Annotated in this window: 19 protein-coding genes; 13 read left to right on the top strand and 6 right to left on the bottom strand. The window is 34.6% G+C overall.

Going from position 1 to position 22,594, the window contains the following annotated elements; all coding sequences use genetic code 11:
* Positions 1 to 24: 24 nt before the first annotated feature.
* From EL260_RS12785 to EL260_RS12810, 6 genes are all read right to left on the bottom strand, one after another.
* Complete coding sequence (locus EL260_RS12785; protein WP_123855719.1) at positions 25 to 819, bottom strand: hypothetical protein; 795 nt, start codon at positions 817 to 819, stop codon at positions 25 to 27.
* A 269-nt stretch (positions 820 to 1,088) separates the two neighbouring features.
* On the bottom strand, positions 1,089 to 2,546 hold the full coding sequence (locus EL260_RS12790) for an LptF/LptG family permease (RefSeq protein ID WP_123855720.1): 1,458 nt from the start codon (positions 2,544 to 2,546) through the stop codon (positions 1,089 to 1,091).
* A gap of 107 nt (positions 2,547 to 2,653) precedes the next feature.
* Positions 2,654 to 3,301, bottom strand: coding sequence for a LolA family protein (locus EL260_RS12795; RefSeq protein ID WP_123855721.1), 648 nt, complete (start codon positions 3,299 to 3,301; stop codon positions 2,654 to 2,656).
* Positions 3,302 to 3,411: 110 nt separating this feature from the next.
* Positions 3,412 to 3,894, bottom strand: a complete 483-nt coding sequence (locus EL260_RS12800) for a hypothetical protein (protein ID WP_123855722.1) — start codon at positions 3,892 to 3,894, stop codon at positions 3,412 to 3,414.
* Positions 3,895 to 3,929: 35 nt separating this feature from the next.
* Positions 3,930 to 4,391: a hypothetical protein gene (locus EL260_RS12805; RefSeq protein ID WP_123855723.1), complete on the bottom strand. Its 462-nt coding sequence runs from the start codon at positions 4,389 to 4,391 to the stop codon at positions 3,930 to 3,932.
* Positions 4,392 to 4,487: 96 nt separating this feature from the next.
* Positions 4,488 to 7,073 (bottom strand): FtsK/SpoIIIE family DNA translocase, encoded by a 2,586-nt coding sequence (locus tag EL260_RS12810; protein ID WP_123855724.1) that lies wholly within the window; start codon positions 7,071 to 7,073, stop codon positions 4,488 to 4,490.
* A 520-nt stretch (positions 7,074 to 7,593) separates the two neighbouring features.
* Here EL260_RS12810 and EL260_RS12815 point away from each other — a divergent pair.
* From EL260_RS12815 to EL260_RS12875, 13 genes are all read left to right on the top strand, one after another.
* Positions 7,594 to 9,282: a hypothetical protein gene (locus EL260_RS12815; RefSeq protein ID WP_123855725.1), complete on the top strand. Its 1,689-nt coding sequence runs from the start codon at positions 7,594 to 7,596 to the stop codon at positions 9,280 to 9,282.
* Between the two features lie 16 nt (positions 9,283 to 9,298).
* A complete protein-coding gene (locus EL260_RS12820; protein WP_123855726.1) occupies positions 9,299 to 9,799 on the top strand; it encodes a hypothetical protein in 501 nt (166 codons plus the stop codon).
* 121 nt (positions 9,800 to 9,920) lie between these two features.
* Complete coding sequence (locus EL260_RS12825) at positions 9,921 to 10,565, top strand: cysteine hydrolase family protein (RefSeq protein ID WP_123855727.1); 645 nt, start codon at positions 9,921 to 9,923, stop codon at positions 10,563 to 10,565.
* Positions 10,566 to 10,635: 70 nt separating this feature from the next.
* Positions 10,636 to 11,217: a Crp/Fnr family transcriptional regulator gene (locus EL260_RS12830; protein WP_123855728.1), complete on the top strand. Its 582-nt coding sequence runs from the start codon at positions 10,636 to 10,638 to the stop codon at positions 11,215 to 11,217.
* Between the two features lie 48 nt (positions 11,218 to 11,265).
* Positions 11,266 to 12,399, top strand: coding sequence for a prolyl oligopeptidase family serine peptidase (locus tag EL260_RS12835; protein ID WP_164466516.1), 1,134 nt, complete (start codon positions 11,266 to 11,268; stop codon positions 12,397 to 12,399).
* A 215-nt stretch (positions 12,400 to 12,614) separates the two neighbouring features.
* A complete protein-coding gene (gene ccsA, locus EL260_RS12840; protein ID WP_123855730.1) occupies positions 12,615 to 15,890 on the top strand; it encodes a cytochrome c biogenesis protein CcsA in 3,276 nt (1,091 codons plus the stop codon).
* A gap of 289 nt (positions 15,891 to 16,179) precedes the next feature.
* Complete coding sequence (locus EL260_RS12845) at positions 16,180 to 17,046, top strand: SPFH domain-containing protein (RefSeq protein ID WP_123855731.1); 867 nt, start codon at positions 16,180 to 16,182, stop codon at positions 17,044 to 17,046.
* Between the two features lie 81 nt (positions 17,047 to 17,127).
* Entirely contained in the window at positions 17,128 to 17,316 is a 189-nt protein-coding gene (locus tag EL260_RS12850; RefSeq protein ID WP_123855732.1) for an Arc family DNA binding domain-containing protein, read from the top strand.
* Between the two features lie 475 nt (positions 17,317 to 17,791).
* A complete protein-coding gene (gene amaB / locus EL260_RS12855; protein ID WP_123855733.1) occupies positions 17,792 to 19,342 on the top strand; it encodes an L-piperidine-6-carboxylate dehydrogenase in 1,551 nt (516 codons plus the stop codon).
* Positions 19,343 to 19,457: 115 nt separating this feature from the next.
* Positions 19,458 to 20,783 (top strand): L-lysine 6-transaminase, encoded by a 1,326-nt coding sequence (gene lat, locus EL260_RS12860; protein WP_123855734.1) that lies wholly within the window; start codon positions 19,458 to 19,460, stop codon positions 20,781 to 20,783.
* 61 nt (positions 20,784 to 20,844) lie between these two features.
* Positions 20,845 to 21,072, top strand: coding sequence for a DUF2007 domain-containing protein (locus tag EL260_RS12865; RefSeq protein WP_106915805.1), 228 nt, complete (start codon positions 20,845 to 20,847; stop codon positions 21,070 to 21,072).
* A 436-nt stretch (positions 21,073 to 21,508) separates the two neighbouring features.
* Positions 21,509 to 22,021, top strand: a complete 513-nt coding sequence (locus tag EL260_RS12870; protein ID WP_123855735.1) for a GNAT family N-acetyltransferase — start codon at positions 21,509 to 21,511, stop codon at positions 22,019 to 22,021.
* Positions 22,022 to 22,137: 116 nt separating this feature from the next.
* The gene (locus tag EL260_RS12875; protein ID WP_123855736.1) at positions 22,138 to 22,593 is read left to right on the top strand and encodes a transcriptional regulator; all 456 of its coding nucleotides are present in this window, start codon (positions 22,138 to 22,140) and stop codon (positions 22,591 to 22,593) included.
* The last annotated feature ends 1 nt before the right edge of the window (position 22,594 follow it).

A 22,594-nucleotide genomic window follows, 5' to 3' on the forward strand; every position in this document is an offset into this window, starting at 1 on the left:
GTCTCTTTTATACTATTCGGTAATTTATTTACAATTTTCGTTGTAATCTGTAATGACTTCTTCTACAATTTCCGGAATATTTGACATTACATCGTCAATCTGATTTTTGATTAACCTGCCAAGGCCGGATCTTTTCTTTTCATCATTCTTCAGGGAAGCATAAGCGCCGCCGGTAACCTTGCCTTTAGTATAACTACAGTCTGCAATAATTATTTTAGTTTTAGCCAAGGTAAGTTCTTCAATTTTGCCTCCTTTCTTGCTATAAATATAAGAAGGTGTTTCTCTCATTCTCTTGGTTTCAGCTTCAGCAACAGCAATCTGACTTCCGGCTGAAAAGGTAGTAGGGTAACCGTATAGCTTATATACTTTGATTTTCCCGTCTGTTACAATTTCGGCAAACTGTGTACTTTTTGTAAGGTTGTTGAAGGCTTTTATGTTACCACTTAAACCTCCAGTTGCCGTATTAAACCCTTCTTTAGTATTGGTATATTTGATATTTTCGAAGTGTCTTTCGATATTGTTATTATCAATAGCAACATATTCTTTGATGTCATCAGTATCTAGTGTTTTGAACTTCTGTTTCCTTTTAGATTTATCAATATCAGATACAGCAACAAATTTTACTTTTTTCTGATTATCCCAAGGAGACATAGCATCTCCGTTTAATCTTACGATTCCTTCGATTTTTTTGCCATTTTTTTCGATGATGTACCCATATCTTTCATCACCTCTTAATTCATAATCTGTGTTGTTGTCTTCCTGTGCGTAAGCATTAAAAGAAACTAGTGCAAACAGGCTTAAAGCCAGTACTTTTTTCATGTAGTTACAGTTTTAATTTTTGCAAATATAGTCTTTTTGGTATAGTCAGTGAGTGGAAAGCTGAAAGAGAATTTTTTGTTTATAGGTAAGGTAGTTAGAAGAAAAAAATTTTTTTGAAAATATGTAAAAGCTCAATTACAATTAATTTTAATAGTTGTTTTTACAATCTGTTTGGCTCTGTAAGTAATTTTCAAGTTTCTCTCTTTCAGCTTCCAACTTCAAAAAACAAAAAGATCCGATAAAATTCGGATCTTTTTGTTTTTTGAAAGTTATTGATATCTCTTATGCTCTTTATTTTTTGAGAATCTTTTCGTAATCGGCTTGAATAGTACTTTGTATTTTTCTGCATCAAATAACTGTGAATCCGTAAGTGCTTTGAAGGTCATCCACACTCCAAAAGGAAGAAGAATGAAATTGGGAAGCCATGCTGCTAAATAAGGGTTCATTTTACCACTCCAGGACATGTTTTCCACCCCAACATTGATGACATAGAAAATGATAAAGATAACAATCGCTATAATTACCGGAAGTCCCATTCCTCCCTTTCTGATGATAGAGCCTAAACTTGCCCCAATCAGGAAGAAAATAAGACAGGTTACCGAATACGAGATGTATCTCTGCTGGTAAATAACAACTTTACTGAAATATTTTACATTTGTACTAAATTCATTCTTTTTAGCTTCCAGTGTTGATTTCAGATTATCAAGTCTATTGTAGGAGCTATAGATCATCTCAAGCTTTTTGTCACTTTTTACGGTATCCAGTTTTATCTGCGCTTTTGGGGCTACCTTAGGTTTGTTGGCCTGATCCATATAAGCAACTACAGTATTGGTCTGGTTTAAAACATCCGTTCCAATGTTTTTAAAGAATACTGCATTTTCCTTTTTACTAATGGCAATCGTTGTATTAAGCTCGTTATAAGTTTGAAAACGGTAGTCATCCGTAATCTGTTCTTTTTCGATGGCTTTATTGATGAGTTCACTAATATCAAAGTGATTCACCAATGTATCGAATTTAATCGCCTGATCAGGTTGTTTTTTTCTTACATCTTCTCCTTTCCCGGCAAAGTTATCTTCAAATACATACCCGTTATAAAGGATAAGCTTTAGAAAGTTTTTGTTGGTTGCTGTTACGAATTTCCCTTTTTCAGCCACAACAGACTGTTGGTTTTCATACGTGTTGGCTTTTTTATGAACAAAGACTCCTTCAATATTTTCTCCGTTTTCACCATAGATCTTGTCAAACTTCACCATGTATCCGGGAATCTGGTCAATAAACTGCCCCGGAGTAAAGTTGATGGCTGGTTTTGTTTGAGCAATATTAAAAAGCATATTTTTTGCCTTCCTCTGAAAATCCGGAATAATATTGTTGGAGAAGAAAAACAGCATGATCGCAAGAATTGTTGTAATTCCTAATAGAGGAGCCATTACTCTGGTAAGGGGAATTCCTGCAGCCTTCATGGCCGCCAGTTCGTAGCGCTCTCCAAATTCTCCAAATGACATGATACTCGCCAAAAGAATGGTGAGCGGAAGAACCATACTGATAACGTTCACCCCAAGGTAAAAAAGAAGTTTAAGGATCTGCCAGTAGCTTAATCCTTTTCCCATAAACTGCCCTAATTGAACCCAGATAATGTTTACAATGAAAATGAAAAACAATACGCTGAATATAAAGAAAAACGGTCCAAAGAAGGTTTTTATGATATATCTGTCTAGTATTTTTAACATGCGCCAAAATTAATCAAAAAGCCGCAAACTTGCGGCTTTTATATTTTGTTATTTTTTTCTGAAGTGAAATTATCAAAAAGAGAATTTACCTTTTTGATTATCAACTTTTAAAGTTCTGTAATGACATAGTTTTTGAATTTGTTTTTGTCAAAAACAAACATATTAGGATCCAGATCCTGATTTTCTTTGTATTCTTTGATCGCAATCACGGCAACGTCTTTGTTATTTCCGTGTTGTTCCAATTTTACCATTTGTTTTTTTGCAGAATCTACAAAAATGTAAACAAATTGGATTCCGTTGGCTTTTATCGGAGTCAGTTTAATGAAATCGGCATTTACACCATTTACTGTTTTCTTCCCATTATAAGTTACGTTGTATTCATTTCTGTAGGTCGTAAGATAGTTGATAGGGGAGAACATGGCACTGCTTCCGTTAGGTTTTGCAATGGTTACTTCCATATCATCAGCGTTGATGTTGTAGATTTTATTTCCATCAAAGATCTGTTCTGTATCCATGATCTTTAATTTGTATTTATCTCCTGCAGTATAATAAATACCAGGTTCTGTTTTATTAACTTGCCCGTTCAATCCGGTTCCAAAAGAAAATTTGAAGTAAGAATTCTTTTTAGAATTGTAGTTAGCTGTAATGTCATCCAATATCTTTTTAGCTTTTGCATCTATTTTCTGAGCATTGGCCATACCTACTGTGCCTACCACAAAACTTCCTAATATAATTTTTGAAATAATATTTTTCATTTTTCTTATTTAATAATCTTTAGATAATTTTAAACTTTCGAGGGTAAAGCAATAAGGCTTGTTCCCTTTAACTACGCAGATCTTCCAAAAACTGTTCCAAAAAATACTTCTTATTTTTGGTACTCAAGTAAAAAATTATAAATTGAATTTTTTAAAGCTCTTTTCAGATTTTTTCTTTCAGACCCTCCTCCTATATTTTTATAACTTCCAGTACTCATATAATTCTGGTTATTGACATTAAAGTTTACTTTTGTTGTAAGTTCTGCACTAAACAGTTTAAACTGCCATGTAATATCCAATATTTTTGAATTTATTTGATCTGCAATTGAATTATTACCACTTATTAAATTGATGTTGGTTTCTTTTGCCATTTCAGAAACAGCCTCTTCGAATGTCTTTTTTACATCAGGCTGAAAAAACATACCTGCATGAGGACCTTCTATATTAAAGTTCTGAACGCTGGATGTATTATAAGTAAAAACCAATGTTTTTTCTTTAAAATATTCTTTGTTAAGAATATTGGAAGTAGAGTTCTGAGCAGATAAGCATGTCGTCGCTGAAATGAAGAATACTCCAAATAATAATTGTCTCATGTAAAGTTTTATGGTTAATTTGATTGTTTTGTAAATTATCTGGTCTCTGGCCTTTCTATATACCTTTCAAAGTTTTCAGGAAGAATATTGGTCACTGTTAATTTATTAGAAGTAATAGTAGGTTCAATTTTGATAACTTTAGTATGTTCGTTAATTTCAACCGGATGTTTACTTCTCATATTTACCATATCTATATGAAGAGCGGTAAATTCATGCTTTCCATTTTCTAAATCAATAATAACGTATTCTTTTGGCCTGATCTGTCCCAAAGATTTACCATCAAGTACAATATTTAATCTTGCGGTATTATCCATTTTGTGGAGAGCACCCGCACCATTATAAATAAGCACTTTGCCGTTTCCCAAAGTATTATTGTCAATGACATCCAGTTTTACAGAAGCATAGTCGCTGGGAACGGACCTTAAGGCGCATGAAGATAATGTAAGCATACATGCGAAAAGGCCCAATTTGATGGTTTGTTTTATTGTAATTTTCATAATCATAGTTCGAACGAATATTATATAATATTTCCCGGGCAATATTGTTTGAAAATACCCGGGATTATTTTGTAGTAAAATACTTTTTATGATTGATTAGTTTCTTAGATCCTCAAGGAATTGCTCCAAAGAATGGAGGTCACTAATAATGACTTCTCTTGCTTTAGCTCCATTAAATCCACCTACAATACCACTTGCTTCCAGCTGATCCATGATTCTTCCGGCTCTGTTGTATCCTAGTTTCAATTGTCTTTGAAGCATTGAAGTAGACCCCTGTTGCGTAGAAACAATGATTCTTGCTGCTTCTTCAAATAATGCATCCTTTTCATTAGGATCAAAAGAGCCTACAGAGGAACTATTGGCATCTTCTGAAACGTATTCAGGTAAAAGGAATGCAGATGAATATCCTTTCTGCTCACCAATAAACTCTGCAAGTCTTTCTACTTCCGGAGTATCTACAAAGGCACATTGAAGTCTTAAAATTTCATTACCGTTAAAATACAGCATGTCTCCTTTACCAATCAGCTGATCTGCTCCCGGAGAGTCAAGGATTGTTCTTGAATCTACACTTGAGATTACTCTAAAGGCAGCTCTTGCAGGGAAGTTCGCTTTAATCATACCTGTAATTACATTTACAGAAGGTCTTTGGGTAGCAACAATAAGGTGAATTCCCACGGCTCTTGCCAACTGCGCCAAGCGAGCGATAGGTAATTCTACCTCTTTTCCGGCCGTCATGATTAAGTCTGCAAACTCGTCTACTACTAAGACAATATAAGGAAGGAAACGGTGACCGTTTTCAGGGTTTAATTTTCTTTCTGCAAACTTTTTATTGTATTCTTTCAGATTTTTACAGAAAGCATTTTTAAGAAGGTCATACCTTGTATCCATTTCAATACAAAGAGAGTTCAGTGTATTGATTACTTTATTGGTATCTGTGATGATGGCTTCTTCCGCATCCGGTAACTTCGCTAAATAATGTCTTTCAATTTTTGAATATAAAGAAAGTTCTACTTTTTTAGGGTCAACCATTACGAATTTGAGTTCGCTTGGATGTTTCTTATAGAGTAGGGAAGTAAGGATGGCATTAATACCTACTGATTTACCTTGTCCTGTTGCTCCCGCCATCAATAAGTGAGGCATCTTGGAAAGGTCAGCCATGAAAATCTCGTTGGAAATCGTTTTTCCAAAAACCACTGGAAGATCCATATCTGTATTCTGGAATTTATGAGATGCAATCACAGAACGCATAGAAACCATCGTTGGGTTTTTTCTCGGTACTTCAATACCAATTGTTCCTTTTCCTGGCATTGGAGCAATAATTCTGATTCCCAATGCAGAAAGGTTCAATGCAATGTCATCCTGTAATTTTTTAATTGCAGCAACACGAATTCCGGCCTCGGGTACAATTTCATACAAGGTAACCGTTGGGCCGATGGTTGCTTTAATCTCTGCAATCCCAACATTGAAATTCTTCAGAAGTCCAACGATCTTGTTTTTATTTTCCTCTAATTCTTCTTTGTTGATGGAAATTTCTTCATTACCATAATCTTTTAATAACTCAACAGGTGGCATCTGGAAATTGGCCAGATCTAATTTATGGTCATATAGGCCATGCTTATCTACAAGTTCCTGAGATTTTTTGTCGGAATCATCCAAAATATCAATTACCGGTGCTACTTCTACATTAAACTTAATATTTTCCTGTGTAGGTATTGGCGATGCAGGAACTACAGGTGCCGGAGTAGTAACAGGAGCAGAAGGTCTGATATCAAACGCTTCCTCCGGACTTGAAACCGGAACTGTTGGTTTGGTAGAAAGATTTAAACTGACAGGTTGAGAAACCTCCTGCGGTTCATTGTCAAATGATGTATGGTTAGGAGTAGATATTGTTTCAATAGGTGCTTCTGGAAACCCCTTTGGTATATCTACCGGTTCCGGTTCTTTAACCTTATTGATTGTACCATTAGATCCAGAATTAGTAATATCACTTACAGTGATATTAGGTGTCACCTGTTCTTCGATTTCTGTTTCTTCTTTTAATTCTTCATCAGCTTCAAAGTCTTCATCAGAATCAGGCATCATTGATTTTACTTTTCCAATCGTATTCTCATTAATCTTGTTCAGTTTTGCTTTGATTGAGCTTGGGCGAAGATTAAATTCAAGAATGAAGTACAAAAGAATACTTGCAGCCAATACAGTCCATAATCCTACAGATCCTATAATAGCATTTAAGTAATCCATAATCTGGTATCCGTAAACACCTCCCAACACTCCTTGTCCTTTGGTAAGTGCTCCCATAAAAATAGGAAGCCAGCAAATAAAAAACAAGGAATGACCAATTGTTTTCCATGGCTTGAAGGTCTTCTTTTTAAGGATTAATGTTCCAACAACAAGAAATAAGAATGCTATAATAAATGAGGCGATACCAATACTTTCAAATATGAAAATGTTTCCAAACCAATCTCCGGCCTTGCCGAAAATGTTTGAAGATTTTATACTCTTGTCCAGCATAGTTCCTGCCTGACTTTGGTCAGCTTTCCAGTTCATTAAATAGGAAATGAACGATAAAGCGAGAACAGCAGAGAACAGTATAAAAGTAAGCCCGAAAAATATACGTGGCTTAGATAAAATTCTGCCTTTTTCAGGCGATTCAGTCGGTTTTTTTTGTGTCTTTTTATCCATAAATATCAATGTGGCAAATTTAATGTTTTTTCAATACTAAAAAGAATCTTTTTCTTCAAAAAACATTTTGTAGTGCTCACTTTTTACTACGATTATTTAAAGCTGATTAAAAAATATTTTGTGTTGTAAATATTGGCAGAAATAAAAGTAAGGTTATTTTTTTTGTTTATCCCAATACCGTGTTGTTAAATTATATTAATTGATCTATATTTCTTTATAATGTTTCAAAAACATGTTCTGGAATTTAAATTTAAAATATACAAAAAACATTAATTATTTCAACCTGGTTCCTCTTCTTAAATTGAAAAAATATTTCATATATTTGTGATCCGCATAAAATTAATAGAGTTTTTTATATTGTATTTCTTTGCCATTTTAGCAGGTCATACGTAAGAAAAAAAACTTTATAAATTTTATTATTTAATCAACTTCCATATTCCATCCTTCTTACTCAGTGAATTGATAATTCTAATTCAATTTTCTGATTTGAAAAATAGATACAAACATTAAAAATAGATCAATGAGGAAAGAGCTGCTCTTAGTATTCTTGTTGGGTAATTGTATGCTATGGGCACAATCTCCGGGTGGTGTTTCCAATAATTTACAGATATGGGTGAAAGCCGATGCAGGTACAGCTACAACAACAGACAATACACAAGTCCCCCTGTGGGAAAATCAAAAAATAAATGGAGTACATGGAATAGCCAATCAGGGAATACCAGGGTACTATGCTGATCCCGGAGTGGAAGCTATACCCGTTTATCGTTCTGCTGCATCAATTCCCAGCTTTAATTTTAATCCTGCTATAGAAGTTGTCAGTACCAATGGTTATAGATCCGGCTATAAATTTCCATCAGGTTTTCCTGATGATATTACACAATCACTTACTTCGTATACTCATCTTACCAGAACAGAGCCTGCCACATACAGGACCGTTTTTGTGATGAATGGTACTACCCGAAGTTCCAATCCTACAGATATTGCAGGAATCTGGCAGTCTCCGTTTTTTGGAACAAAAGCCAACCATCCTGAATTCTATAATGAAAAAGAATCCGGTGATGTGTTTTTTGGAACAAATGTTATTAATACGGTAGGAACTCATATTCCCAGTATTCAATCTTATTATAATGATATAGTAGGAGGAGATGTAAAATATTTTTTTGACAATAATGGTCTTCCTTATGGAGGGCCTGCAAACGATGTTTCTTCTATATACAATTATCCGGGTATGGTTCTTTTAATGGATAATGATGCAGGATCAGGTTCCTCTTCTTTGGCAGGGGATCGAATAGGAGAATTTATTTTGTATTCAGAAACACAGACTCCTACAGAACGGCAGAGGGTGAACTCTTATCTTGGGATCAAGTACGGAATTACCTTAGAACAGCCCCAAAATTATCTAAACTCTGATCAGGCCATGACATGGAATTCTGGTATGAATACGATTTTCAATCATAATATTTTTGGAATTGGACGAGATGATATGTCGGTTCTAAACCAAAAAGTAAGCAACAGTATTAATGAGGAGAATAATATTATGCTTATAGCTGCTACTACTAATGATTTCATTTTACCAAATGCTGATATAAGCAGGGTTCCTTTTTCTGAAGATAAAACCTTTTTGGTAATGGGGGATAATAATGTTCAGGATCTTCCATTAGTAGGCTTTGGGACAACCTCAGGGAGAATTATTCAGAGAAGATGGCTGGCACAGAAAATGAATAATATGGATCCGATATGGTTGCAAGTGGATCTTTCAAGATATACTGATATATTACCAACGGATAAAATATTTATGTTGGTAGCCGATGATGCCGGATTTACCCAGAACGTGCAGATGGTTCCAGCTACAGGTTTTGTGAATGGCAAAGCTGTATTCAATTATTCATTTCCCATGCATCAGTATTTTACATTTGGAACCAATCTTCAGACCTACTGTACTAAAGATCCTGCTACAGGAGCTCCAAACAGTATGACAAAATTTGGGATTACCGATCATACAGGGTTGCAGGCCAATTGGCCGGGGATTATCCCCAACGGATTTATTGCACTTGAATCAAGGAATAAAGGCCTTGTTATAACCCGGACTACAGCTGGAAGTATTGCTGTTCCGGTAGAAGGTATGCTGATTTTTGATACTGCTGACAATTGTTTTAAGCTATATAATGGAACTTCATGGAATTGCATTGTAAGGTCTTGTAATGAATAAAATTTTAGATTTAAAAATGAAAAATATAATATTACTCACAGGTTTTTTGTTTACTAATCTTATGTTTGCTCAAGTAGGTATTAGTAAAGAGACGATAGACGGAGCTGGTATTCTTGATTTTGCGGCTAATACTACTAATGGTATTATGTTACCCATCGTAGAAACATTACCTAATGATGCTGTAGCCGGAACCATTCTCATGGATAAAAATGATAAAATTATAAAGATGAAAGAGAGTTTCATGTGGGTGGCGCTTAGTGATGCTGGTTCCATTAATAATGTTATTTTTAATACCAATGCTGAAGTACCAGGACCTAACAGGGTAATTATTGGGAATCCTACGACAACGGTTCCGGGAGTATTGGTTCTGGAATCACCTGATAAAGCTTTAATATTGCCTAAAATTGCCGATCCTCATATCAATGTTAAAAGTCCATATCCTGGAATGATGTGTTATGATACAGTGAGTAAAACTATGGCAGTATTTGATGGATTGAAATGGAGTTATTGGAAATAAGATGAAAATATAAAACCGGGGATCTTCCTTCGGTTTTTTTTATTTATAGTACGCGTATTTTGAACTAGTTCAAAAGATAGAAGTTTTGAGTTAGATAATTTTGCCTCATAAAATTTAATTAATGAAAAACAGTTTAAAAAGCATATTGGCTTTATGTCTTACTTTATTATTATTGGTACCAATGAACGCACAACAAAAAAGAAAAATGGAAAACACAGCACTATTAATCATCGACGTACAAAACGATTATTTTCCTGGAGGAAAGATGACATTAGAAGGAGTTGAAGAGGCAGGTAAAAATGCTCAGCAAATTTTAGAATATTTCAGGGAAAATAATCTTCCTATCATTCATATCCGTCATATTTCAGCCAATGAAGGGGCTACTTTCTTTTTGCCTGAAACTTTGGGAGCAGAAATTCATCCGCTGGTTTCACCTTTGATTGATGAGAAAGTGATTGAAAAGCATTTTCCTAACAGTTTTAGAGATACGGATCTGTTGAAATATCTTCAGTCAGAAAATATTAAAAATCTCGTTATTACAGGAATGATGACAGATGTCTGTGTAGAATCTACAACAAGAGCGGCTTTTGATTTCGGATTGAATAACATTATTATTGGTGATGCTACAGCAACGAAAAACAGAGAACTCAATGGGCAGGTTGTATCGGGTTCAGAAGTTCAAAGGTCTTTTCTGGCAGGAATATCTGCATTGGGAGGTCTTTATGCTAATATTATTAATACGCAGGATTTCTTAAAAGGAAAATAACGAGAACCACATTGCTTAATCCATAAAGATATCAGGAATATTGGTATCTTTATTTTTGTTAAATACTATCATGTTCAATCTGCTTTATAAAAATATTAGCCAGTATATTACTCTTTCTGAGGAAGAGTTTAATCAGTTTTCTAATTCTTTTCAATTGAAAAGTTTTAAAAAGAAGGAAATTGTTCTGAAAGAGGGAGATTATTGTCTTTTTGAAGGTTTTGTTTTGAATGGATGTTTTAAAGTTTATTATCTGAATGAAGACGGATTTGAACAAACCTTGTATTTTGCCGAAAAGGATTGGTGGATCACGGATATTGACAGTCTAATTAATAGTGCTCCCAGTATTTTAAATATTGAAGCGCTTTTAAACAGTGAAGTTTTGATGATCTCCAAAAAAGATAAAGATAAACTTTATGAAACAATGCCTCAGATCGAAAAGCTTTTCAGGATTATGAACCAACGTTCTACGGTAGCATTACAAAGACGAATTCTTTCTTTAACCGGTAAAAGAGCAGACAAACGGTATCTTGAATTTTTACAGAAATACCCTGGGCTTGAACAAAAGCTTACCCAGCAACAAGTTGCATCTTACCTTGGAATTACACATGAATTTCTAAGCAAAATCAGGAAAAGAATGCCTCTGGAAAAATAAATGGTAATTTGTTGTTCTTATTGATGTCTCATAAAAAAATAAATGAACATGAAAACTGTATTATTATCATGCTTTTTCTGCTTCTCAAGTGCATTTTCACAGTCATATGAAGTTCTGATAAGGGATGCTTCAACAAATTTAGAGGCAAAAGAATACTGTGTTGCTCTTTCAAATTTTAAAAAGGCTTTTACCTTACAAACCGAAATTGGAGTCTATGATTACGTAAGTGCAGCTTCTGCCGCAGCCAGCTGTAATGATACAAAAACAGCAATGGAATGGCTTAAGGCAGGACATAAACTCGGACTTGGCAAAAGCAGAGGCGAAATAACGTTCTTACAAACCAATGAACGATTTAAGAATCTTAGTCAGAATATAGAGTTTAAAGAGCTTTTGGAAGCAATGGAAAATAAGGTGATTAAGCTAGAAGAATTTAAAAAGAAAGAAACAGAGCAGTGGAATCACGAGATTGTTAATAACCAGATTGCAGAAAGTACTCCTTTCAATCAGGTTCCCCCAGGATTTGCATTGTATTTTACGGAAACTGAAGAGCAAAAAGTCCCTTATATAGTCTTCGTTCCAAAAGGATACAAATCCTCAAGACAAACAAAAGCTATTTTCTATCTTCATGGAGGAGTAAATTCTGTTAATGATTTCTATTATAAAAATGCAGATGTAAAAAAAGAGCCTATTTTTTCTGTTGGTAATAGTTTTAATTCAATTATTATTTATCCTTTCGCTAAGAAAGATTTTGGCTGGATGAATCAAATAAAAGCGTTCGAGAATATTTTTACAATCCTGCAAGAGGTTGAAAAAAGATATAATGTAGATAAAAATAAAATCTATTTAGGAGGAATGTCCAATGGTGGGACTGCTACATTTTGGTTTGCATCCCAGAAAGAAACTCCGTTTAAAGCATTTTATGCTTTTGCTCCTAATCCTGTATTAAATATTGGAGCAATCTCATTTGAAAATATTACGAAAGACCATCCATTATATACTATCAGTGCAAAAGATGATTATGTTTTCAAGTATGATGACGTTCTGAAAATTTATAATGAAAATAAATCCAAGGCAAAAGGATGGAATTTTAAGACTATAGAAATTGGGTCACATGAATTTATCTATAAACCTGAAATTAGTAAAGAGCTTTTAATAAATTTTTTTTCTGAAATTTTGAGATAAAAACAAGAGTTTGAAATAGAAGTCTTCAATTGTTGATATAGGTATTATGAATCTTTATTTTTTCGCTTTTAAAAATTGTTTTTTTCATAATAACTCTAATATTATTAAGAACGATTAAAAATAAGGAAAACGGGGCCCAAAATGACAAAAAACAGCTTTTTTTCAGCTCTTTATGGTTTTTCATCCTTATTTTTGCATGTCAAGTACATATAAACATGAAGAAGCTCCAAGATATTATTATCTCAACCAGGACAATGGCTGTATTGTTACTGGTTTATGCATTCGCAATGGCCTATGCAACGTTCTTAGAAAACGACTACGGAACTCCTACAGCAAAAGCATTAATTTATGAGGCCAAATGGTTTGAACTCATTATGGTGCTGCTTATAGTTAACTTCATAGGAAATATCGGAAGATATAGACTGTGGAAAAAGGAGAAATGGCCGGTTTTGGTTTTTCACCTTGCTTTCATTTTCATTTTTATTGGTGGTGCCATCACAAGATACATTAGTTTTGAAGGGCAGATGCACATCAGAGAAGGAGAGACATCCAACGAAATTGTAACGGATAAAAACTTCCTTAAAATCCAGATCGAGGAAAAAGGAGATGTCCTTAATTATCAGGATATTCCTTATCTAATGTCTCCACTTCATAAAGATCTTAATGCCACTTATGACTTCCACGGAAAAGAAGTAAAGATCTTTGCAAAAGAATATATTCAAAGAAAGAAAGACAGCTTATTGGCTGAGCCTAACGGAACTGAATATCTTCACCTGGTTTCAACAGGAACAACTGGAAGACAGAATATTTACATCAAAGCTGGTGATACAAAATCCATTAACGGGACTTTAGTAACCTTTAACAGATCGATTGATGGAGCTGTTGAATTCAAAAACGAAGGAGGTAAATTATTTATCAAGACTCCAGTAGATGCAAGTTACATGACTATGGCAACGCAGGCTACTGGAAATACGGTAAAAGATGAGTTCCAGCCTTTGGTATTGAGAAGTTTATATAGCATCAATGAATTAAAGCTTGTAGTGCCTGAAGGTCTTAAAAAGGGTAAGCTTATGGCTGTGGAAGGGGATAGAAAGAAAGATGCCAATGTTCCGGACATGCTTCAGATCGAGCTACAGGGACCAAAAACAAAACAATTGGTTGACCTTTCCGTTGAAAGAGGAAATCCAAATGCTTATAAGCAGATCACCATGGATGGATTGAACATCATGGTTGGATATGGACCTAAGGTATACAATACACCTTTCGCGTTGAAATTAGATGACTTCGTGATGGAAACTTATCCGGGAAGTAACTCTCCAAGTGCTTATGAAAGTCATATTAAAATTGTGGACGAAGGAAAAGAAACTCCTTATAAAATCTATATGAACCACGTTCTAAACTATAAAGGATACCGTTTCTTCCAGTCAAGCTTTGATCCGGACAGAATGGGAACTGTATTATCTGTAAACCACGATTTTTGGGGAACTTTGGTTTCTTATATTGGTTATGGACTATTATTTTTAGGAATGTTCGTTATTTTCTTCTGGAAAGGAACGCACTTCTGGAAATTAAATAAAATGCTGAAAGACGCTAACAAAAAGAAAGCGGCAGCAGTACTTTTATTATTCTTAAGCTTTGGATTCAATGCTCAAAAAATAGAAACACACGGGACTACTGATGGAAGCAGAGAACATGTACATGTAGAAGGTGATGGGCATACACATGCAGCACCAGCTCCTGAAACTAAAGTAAGCCAGGATAGCGAAATAAAACAGAACTCATTAGCTTCTCCAATGGGGAAAATGAGAACCATTTCAGCTGATGAAATCATTGGCAAAAATAAGATTAGCAAAGAGCATGCTGAGAAATTCGGCTACCTTTTGGTGCAGAATTTCGAAGGGCGTATTATTCCAATGAACACTCAGGCTTTAGAGGTTTTAAGAAAACTTTACAAGCACGATCGCTTCAAAGGAACAGACGGAAAATCTCTGGATGCTAACCAATGGTTCCTTTCTATCAATACAGATACAGAAAGCTGGACATCAGTTCCTCTAATCAAGGTTGATGAAAAAGGAGGTAAAGCACTTCTAGAAAAAACAAAAGCAAATGAAGAAGGATATACTTCATTACTGAATTTATTCCCGGTAGATAAGAAAACAGGAATGTTAACTTATATTCTAGAAAGAGATTATAACACAGCTTTTGCCAAAAAGCCGGGAGACCAGTCTGAATATGATAAGCAAATAATTAAACTTAATGAAAGAGTTCAGATTTTCAATGAATTTTTTAGTGGTCAGTTCTTAAGAATTGTTCCTGTGAAAAATGATGCTAACCATACTTGGCATTCATGGCTGGATCAGAAATTTGAACCGGACATGGAGTCTCAGCAGGTAATGGGCCCTTATTTTTCAGAAGTAATCGCAGCCCAAAGATCTGGAGATTGGAACAAAGCAGATGCTGAACTGGTAAAACTTTCAGACTATCAGAAAAAATGGGGGAAAGCAGTCATTCCTGATCAATCTAAAGTAGACCTTGAAGTATTCATGAATACTGCAGATATCAATTTTAAACTATTGATTTTCTACACCATCATCGGAGGACTTCTTTTACTTCTTGGATTTGTAGAATTATTCAAACCAAATAAAGTATTAAATAAAATCATTAAAGCAATTATTGCAATTGGTTTAATTGGATATATATGTCATTTCTTAGGCCTTGTAGCAAGATGGTATATTTCTGGACACGCTCCTTGGAGTAACGGATACGAAGCAATTATCTTTATCTCATGGGTAGGTATTTCAGCAGGATTAGTTCTTTACAGAAATTCCAATGCATTGATTCCTGCATCAGGATTTATGGTAGCTGTTATCATGATGGGATTTGCACACGGAGGTTCTGCACTTGATCCACAGATTACACCACTCGTTCCGGTATTGAAATCTTACTGGTTGATCGTTCACGTAGCGATTATTACATCAAGTTATGGTTTCTTTGCCTTGTCGATGATTATCGCAGTACTCTCTTTGGTGTTCTATATTATTTCCAATAAAGAAACTTATAAAATTCACCACGATACAACATTGAAAGAATTAGTAATCGTTTCTGAAATGTCTTTAACAGTAGGTCTTTTTGCTTTAACAGTAGGAAACTTCCTTGGAGGGATCTGGGCCAATGAATCATGGGGTAGATACTGGAGCTGGGACCCGAAAGAAACATGGGCTTTCATTTCTATTATGGTGTACGCTTTTGTATTACACATGAGACTAGTTCCAGGATTAAGAAGCAGGTGGGCATTTCATGTAGCAACGATGTTCGCTTTCTGTTCAATGGTGATGACCTATTTTGGAGTAAACTATTACTTGAGCGGACTGCACTCTTATGCTGCAGGAGATCCAGTACCAATACCAGCTTGGGTATACATCGGAATCGCAACAATGATTACTTTAGCCGCTGTATCTTATTTCAAGTTTAAAGTTTTAACGAAGAAATAATCTATTCAAATATAAAAAACATAAATTCCCGGAATTCACTTTCCGGGATTTTTTTTGCATAATAGGAGATGAAATACTGTATTCTTTTTGAGACAAGATTGTGAATAATTAGATCTGGAGTTATATTTCATTAATTGAAATTTTAACTATTGGTTCGACCACAAAATATAACCATCATACCTCAGTCCTTAATCTCACACCTATGAAAAAAAACATTTTTTTTATTCGCAATTCAAAATTTACTGCTAACTTTATGATATCAAAATAATATCAAATTAAAAATTCAATCATGGAAAAAACATTAAAACCCATGTCGGGTTACCTTACATTAGTAATCTGTCTGGTACTCTTTGTTGCAGCAGTTTATTTCTTCATTTCAGGTGTAGATAAAAGTATTACGTTTGTTATCATTGCAATGCTTTGTTTCCTGGTTTCGTGCTTTTTTTTAAAGGGTTTAATGATTATTCAGCCTAACCATTCAAGAGTATTGAACTTTTTTGGAAAGTACGTGGGAAGTGTAAAAGAGAACGGATTATTCTTTATCAATCCTTTGTATTCATCACAGAAAATATCTTTACGTTCAGAGAATTTGCAAGGGCAGACTTTGAAAGTAAATGATAAGATGGGGAATCCTATTGAAATTGCGGTGGTAATTGTATGGAAAGTAGGAGATACTTACAAAGCTGCTTTTGATGTAGAACGTTATTCTGACTTTGTAAAAATGCAGAGCGAAGCAGCAGTACGACATCTGGCAATGAGCTTTCCTTATGATAATTTGGAAGACGATCACGCACCCATCACTTTAAGAGAAGGAGGGGATAAAATTAATGCTATTTTGGAGCAAGAACTTACAGACCGCCTTTCAAAAGCTGGAATTGTTATTCAGGAAGCAAGAATCTCTCACTTAGCGTATGCATCAGAAATAGCAGGGGCTATGCTTCAGAGGCAGCAGGCTACCGCTATTGTGGCGGCAAGAACTAAAATTGTCGAAGGCGCGGTAGGGATGGTAGATCTTGCTCTTAAAAAACTTTCAGAAGAAAATATTGTTGAGCTTGATGATGAAAGAAAAGCAGCAATGGTAAGCAACTTAATGGTAGTGCTTTGCGGTGAAAAAGCAGCAACTCCGATACTAAATGCAGGAACACTGTATAATTAATCAAAATAATCAATAATTCCAGATCAAGGTTATAAATCTGGACTGTAATCTAATGCGTCTTGCATCAAAAAGAAAGAATAAATGAAATCAGAAAAAGCTCAGAACGCTTCGGAAAACAAAGGCAAAAAATCCTTTGTCTTAAGGATAGATGAGCCTACCTATAAACTCCTCGAAAAATGGGCCAATGATGAATTCAGAAGTGTGAATGGTCAGATTGAATATCTCCTGCACCAAAGCCTTATCAACTCGGGAAGGAAGAAAAAGGACTAGCTTTGAGGCAAAAATGGGGAAGGTAAAACAGCAGAAAGTGATTTTAATTCATTAAAAAGAGATTTTTTATAAGGTTCAGGTATAAAATCCTTTAATCTATTATGGATTTTATCATTGTTCACAAAAGAGAAAACCATATAATTAACCTTATTATAAAAAAGAAAGCAGAGAAGAAATTTCTCTGCTTTTTTATTTCATACAACTCTGAAGCGAATCTGCTCCAAAGTAGAATATTACGAGCCAAATCAAGCCTTTAATGGTAAAGAAAGCAAACCCCGCCCATCCTACACGCTTGAACCACTTTTTAAACTTTGAGTTATTTTCTTGTGAATTTTCCATTGGTGATTATCAAAAAGATTACGATACAAAGATAAGCATGTTTGGAATTAGTCCAAATAAATAACATATTAAAAAATTAAAGTTTTGAGGTTCGCATAATATTTTTATCTTTAGAGAGAACGAAAAGTAAGATTTTATGTCAAAAAAAGTAAAGGATTTCGGAATCGAAAAAACACTCAAAAACCTTGGAATTAAAGAAGAAAATAAAGGTACTTCAGTGGGCGGGAAATATTTCGCTTCAGGAAAGACGATAGAAAGCATCTCTCCTGCAGACGGTAAGTTAATCGCTAAAGTAAAGACTTCCGGAGAAAGTGATTATGACAAAGTTATTGAAACGGCCCAAAAGGCATTTCAGGAATTTAGGCTGATCCCAGCTCCTAAGAGAGGAGAGATCGTAAGACAGCTTGGTTTAAAGTTAAGAGAATATAAAGATGATCTTGGAAAATTGGTTTCCTATGAAATGGGTAAATCTTTACAGGAAGGGCTTGGAGAAGTACAGGAAATGATTGATATCTGTGATTTTGCAGTAGGACTTTCAAGACAGCTTCAGGGGTATACAATGCATTCAGAAAGACCTGGTCACAGAATGTACGAACAGTACCATCCACTTGGGGTAGTAGGGATTATTACAGCATTCAACTTCCCGGTAGCAGTTTGGTCTTGGAATACAGCATTAGCATGGATCTGTGGGAACGTTACGATCTGGAAACCATCAGAAAAAACTCCACTTTGTGCAATTGCATGTCAGAATATTATGAATGAAGTTCTGAAAGAAAACAACCTTTCTGAAGGAATTTCAAGTGTATTGGTTGCAGACCACGAAATTGGACAGAAATTAGTTGATGACAAGAGAGTTGCTTTGGTATCTTTTACAGGTTCTACAAGAGTAGGAAGAATGGTTTCTTCTAAAGTAGCAGAAAGATTCGGGAAATCAATTCTTGAATTAGGAGGTAACAATGCAATTATCATTACTAAAGAAGCCGATCTTAATATGTCTATCATCGGAGCGGTATTCGGAGCAGTAGGAACTGCAGGACAAAGATGTACTTCTACAAGAAGACTGATTATCCATGAAGATGTATATGATGAAGTAAAAACAAGATTGGTAAAAGCTTACGGTCAATTAAAAATTGGAAATCCATTGGATGAGAATAACCATGTAGGTCCATTGATCGATGTTGATGCTGTAAATCAGTATGAAGATTCTATCAAGAAATGTAAAAAAGAAGGTGGTAAATTTGTTGTTGAAGGTGGCGTTTTATCAGGAAAGGATTACGAATCCGGATGTTATGTGAAGCCTTGTGTTGCTGAAGTAAAGAACTCTTATGAGATTGTTCAGCACGAAACATTTGCTCCAATTCTATATTTAATCAAATACAAAACATTAGAAGAGGCGATTGCCATTCAGAATGATGTTCCACAAGGATTATCTTCTGCCATCATGACACAAAACCTTAGAGAAGCAGAATTATTCCTTTCTCATGCAGGTTCAGATTGTGGTATTGCGAACGTTAATATTGGTACTTCAGGTGCTGAAATCGGAGGAGCTTTCGGAGGTGAAAAAGAAACAGGAGGAGGAAGAGAGTCAGGATCAGATGCTTGGAAATATTATATGAGAAGACAAACTAATACTATAAATTATACTGCACAACTTCCTTTAGCACAGGGAATTAAATTTGATTTATAAAAGCTTTACTTAAAGCATTCAAAAAAAACAATAAAAACTTAATAACCTGAATGATTAGATGCTCTGCCTTTTGATCGTTTTATCATTCACTTATTAAATCACACAACAATTTATTATGGAACACACATTAGATATACAAGCAAATAAAGTAAAGGAAACAGTTGGAAAACACGTGTTGGCAGATGGTTTTGATTTCGTGATGGATATTGAAAAATCTCACGGATCATGGCTTTATGATAAACTTACAGATAGAGAATACCTGGATATGTTCTCTATGTTTGCATCAGCTTCCATTGGGTACAATCACCCGTATCTTGTAGAAAGATCAGAATGGTTGGGAAGAATGGCTGTCAACAAACCAACTTTGGCAGACGTTTATTCAGAAGAATATGCTCACTTTTTAGAAGTGTTCGAAAGAGTTGTGATTCCCGAAGAATTGCAATATGCTTTCTTCATCGAAGGCGGAACTTTAGGCGTTGAAAATGCATTGAAGGCTTGCTTCGATTGGAAAACACGTAAAAACTTTGAAAAAGGTCTTGATGTTGAAGCAGGAATCTGTATTCATTTCAAACAGGCCTTCCATGGAAGAAGCGGGTATACTTTAAGTTTAACAAATACTTCAGATCCTAGAAAGTATCAATATTTCCCATTGTTTAACTGGCCAAGAATCTTAAACCCCAAGTTATCATTCCCAATTACGGAAGAGAATTTAGCGGAAACGATCAAGAACGAGCAATTGGCTTTAGTTCAGATTGAAGAAGCCATTCTTATGAATCCTGATAAAGTAGCTTGTATCATCATTGAGCCTATCCAGGCAGAAGGTGGTGACAATCATTTCAGAGATGAATTCTTATTAGGGTTAAGAAAAATCTGTGATGATAATGAAATCTTACTCATTTTTGACGAAGTTCAGACAGGTATTGCCATTACAGGGAAAATGTGGGCATTCCAGCATTTTACTGCAAAGCCGGACATTATTTCTTTCGGTAAAAAAGCACAGGTTTGTGGAGTATTAGCCAACAAAGAAAAATTTGACGAAATCTCAAATAACGTTTTCAGAGAAAGCTCAAGAATCAATTCTACATTTGGAGGTAACTTTATTGATATGCTTCGTTTCCAGTTGGTAATGGAAGTTATTGAAAAAGAAAACCTTGTTGAGAATGCAAGAGTAGTAGGTGATTTCCTCTTGGAAAGCTTAAAAGAAATGGCAAATAAGTATCCTGAAAAAATTTCCAATGCTAGAGGGAGAGGATTAATGTGTGCTATTGATCTTCCATCCGGGGCAGATAGAAATAAGATGATGACCGAATTATTCAATGACGGATTGATCATTCTTCCATGTGGAGATCAGTCTTTACGTTTCAGACCACACCTGAATGTGACCAAAGAAGAGATCCAATTGGCATTAGATAAAATTGAAAACAATATTAATAAAATTTAAAAACAAAGATTTGTAATTTTCGAAAAAACATTGTACATTTAGATACTCAAACAATTAGAATATGGAAAGAAGTACGAGAGTATCAGTTTACGAAAGTGATAACCCTTCAGAAATTCAGTTGGTTAAGTCTAAATTGGATGATGCACAAATTACAAACACTGTTGAAAACAACTATCTGACATTTACGACAACACCTACAGCAACATCGCTAAAGGTAATGGTGGATCTGGAAGACGAGAAGAAAGCATTTGAAATTATTGATGCTTATCTTCAACAAAGTGAAAATTAATAAAACAATTTCATAATTTTAAATTTTACTACTTCAAACCGAAAATTAATTTTTTAATTAGTTTTCGGTTTTTTAATTAAATCAATCATTAAATTATTAAAAAAAATAAATGTTTAAAAGATGGTTTGAAGACTATTATTATAAGCCAAAATTCAAGATTGAATAATCAGGAACTTGTATTAATCTGATTTAAATTTGAAGCAAAATTTTAGGTGATCAAAGATGAGAATTAATGAAATTGATTCTCATCAAGCGGTCAAAAAGCCACTCAGCTTCTTCAAAGAGGAAATCGCAATCTTTGCTCATTTAAAACCTTAAGCTTTATAAATAAAGCCTTTGCGTTAATAAAATTAGAGCTTTAGTTTAGGTGATCAACAGGTAAATAGTTCTAATTCTTAATCTTTAAACTTTATGTTTTTTTATCAAAATCAACAACATGAATCCAGAAATCAAACTAAGAAAATCGGAAATTGAAGACAGAGACATTATTTGGGGAATCATCCAGCAGTCCATTGAAAGAAGAAAGCAGGACGGAAGTACACAGTGGCAGAATGGGTATCCTAATCTTGGAACAGTAGAAAGTGATATTGCTAAAGGCTTCGGATATGTGCTTACAGTAGATGGGGAAATTGCAGTGTATGCAGCTTTGATCCTTAACGATGAACCTGCTTATAGCAAAATTGAAGGGGCGTGGTTAAGTAATGGAGAGTTTGTTGTTGTACACCGTATCGCAATTGATAAGAAGTTTGCAGGACAGGGAATGACTAAAAAACTTTTTGATCACATTGAAGATTTTACCAGAACCAGTGGAATTCAGAGTGTTAAGGTAGATACAAATTATGATAATATTGCGATGCTCAAAATTCTGGAAAGTAAAGGATACTCGTATTGTGGAGAAGTGGTTTTGGCAGATGGAGTAAGGAAAGCTTATGAGAAGATTATAATTTAGACCAAAAGTTAAATCTATTTTCATTGAATTTTTAAAACGCCCTGTATTTATAATGTCTATCAGCTTTGTTCGTTTGGTTCTGAACTAATTTTTACTTTTGTTCAAATTTTTATATTATGCACCAAAGTATAGGAATTGATGAAAAAATATTTCAGGATGCCGTAAAGTTTTATGGCACTGTGTTCAGCCTACCTCCCTTAGCTTCAAAAATCTATTCCTACCTTCTTTTTGATTATGAGAAAGTAGGAATTACTTTTGACGAGTTTGTTGAAGTGCTCTCTGCGAGCAAAAGTTCCGTTTCCACCAGTATTTCATTATTGTTAAATGCACAGCTTATTGTAGATCATAATAAGATGGATGAGAGGAAACGGTATTTTTTCATCAATGATGAATACAAAAAGATCCGATTTGAGAAAATTGTCCAGAAAATGCAGGACGAATTAAAGCTATTAGATGATTTAAACAATTTTAAAAAAAGTAAAGACGATGGATACAACGAAAGAATAGAAGTTTACAAAGCACTCTTAAACAAAAACATAGAAAATATTCAGGAATCTCTTAATAAACTATAAA

Source organism: Chryseobacterium nakagawai (assembly GCF_900637665.1).
Classification (GTDB): Bacteria; Bacteroidota; Bacteroidia; order Flavobacteriales; family Weeksellaceae; genus Chryseobacterium; species Chryseobacterium nakagawai.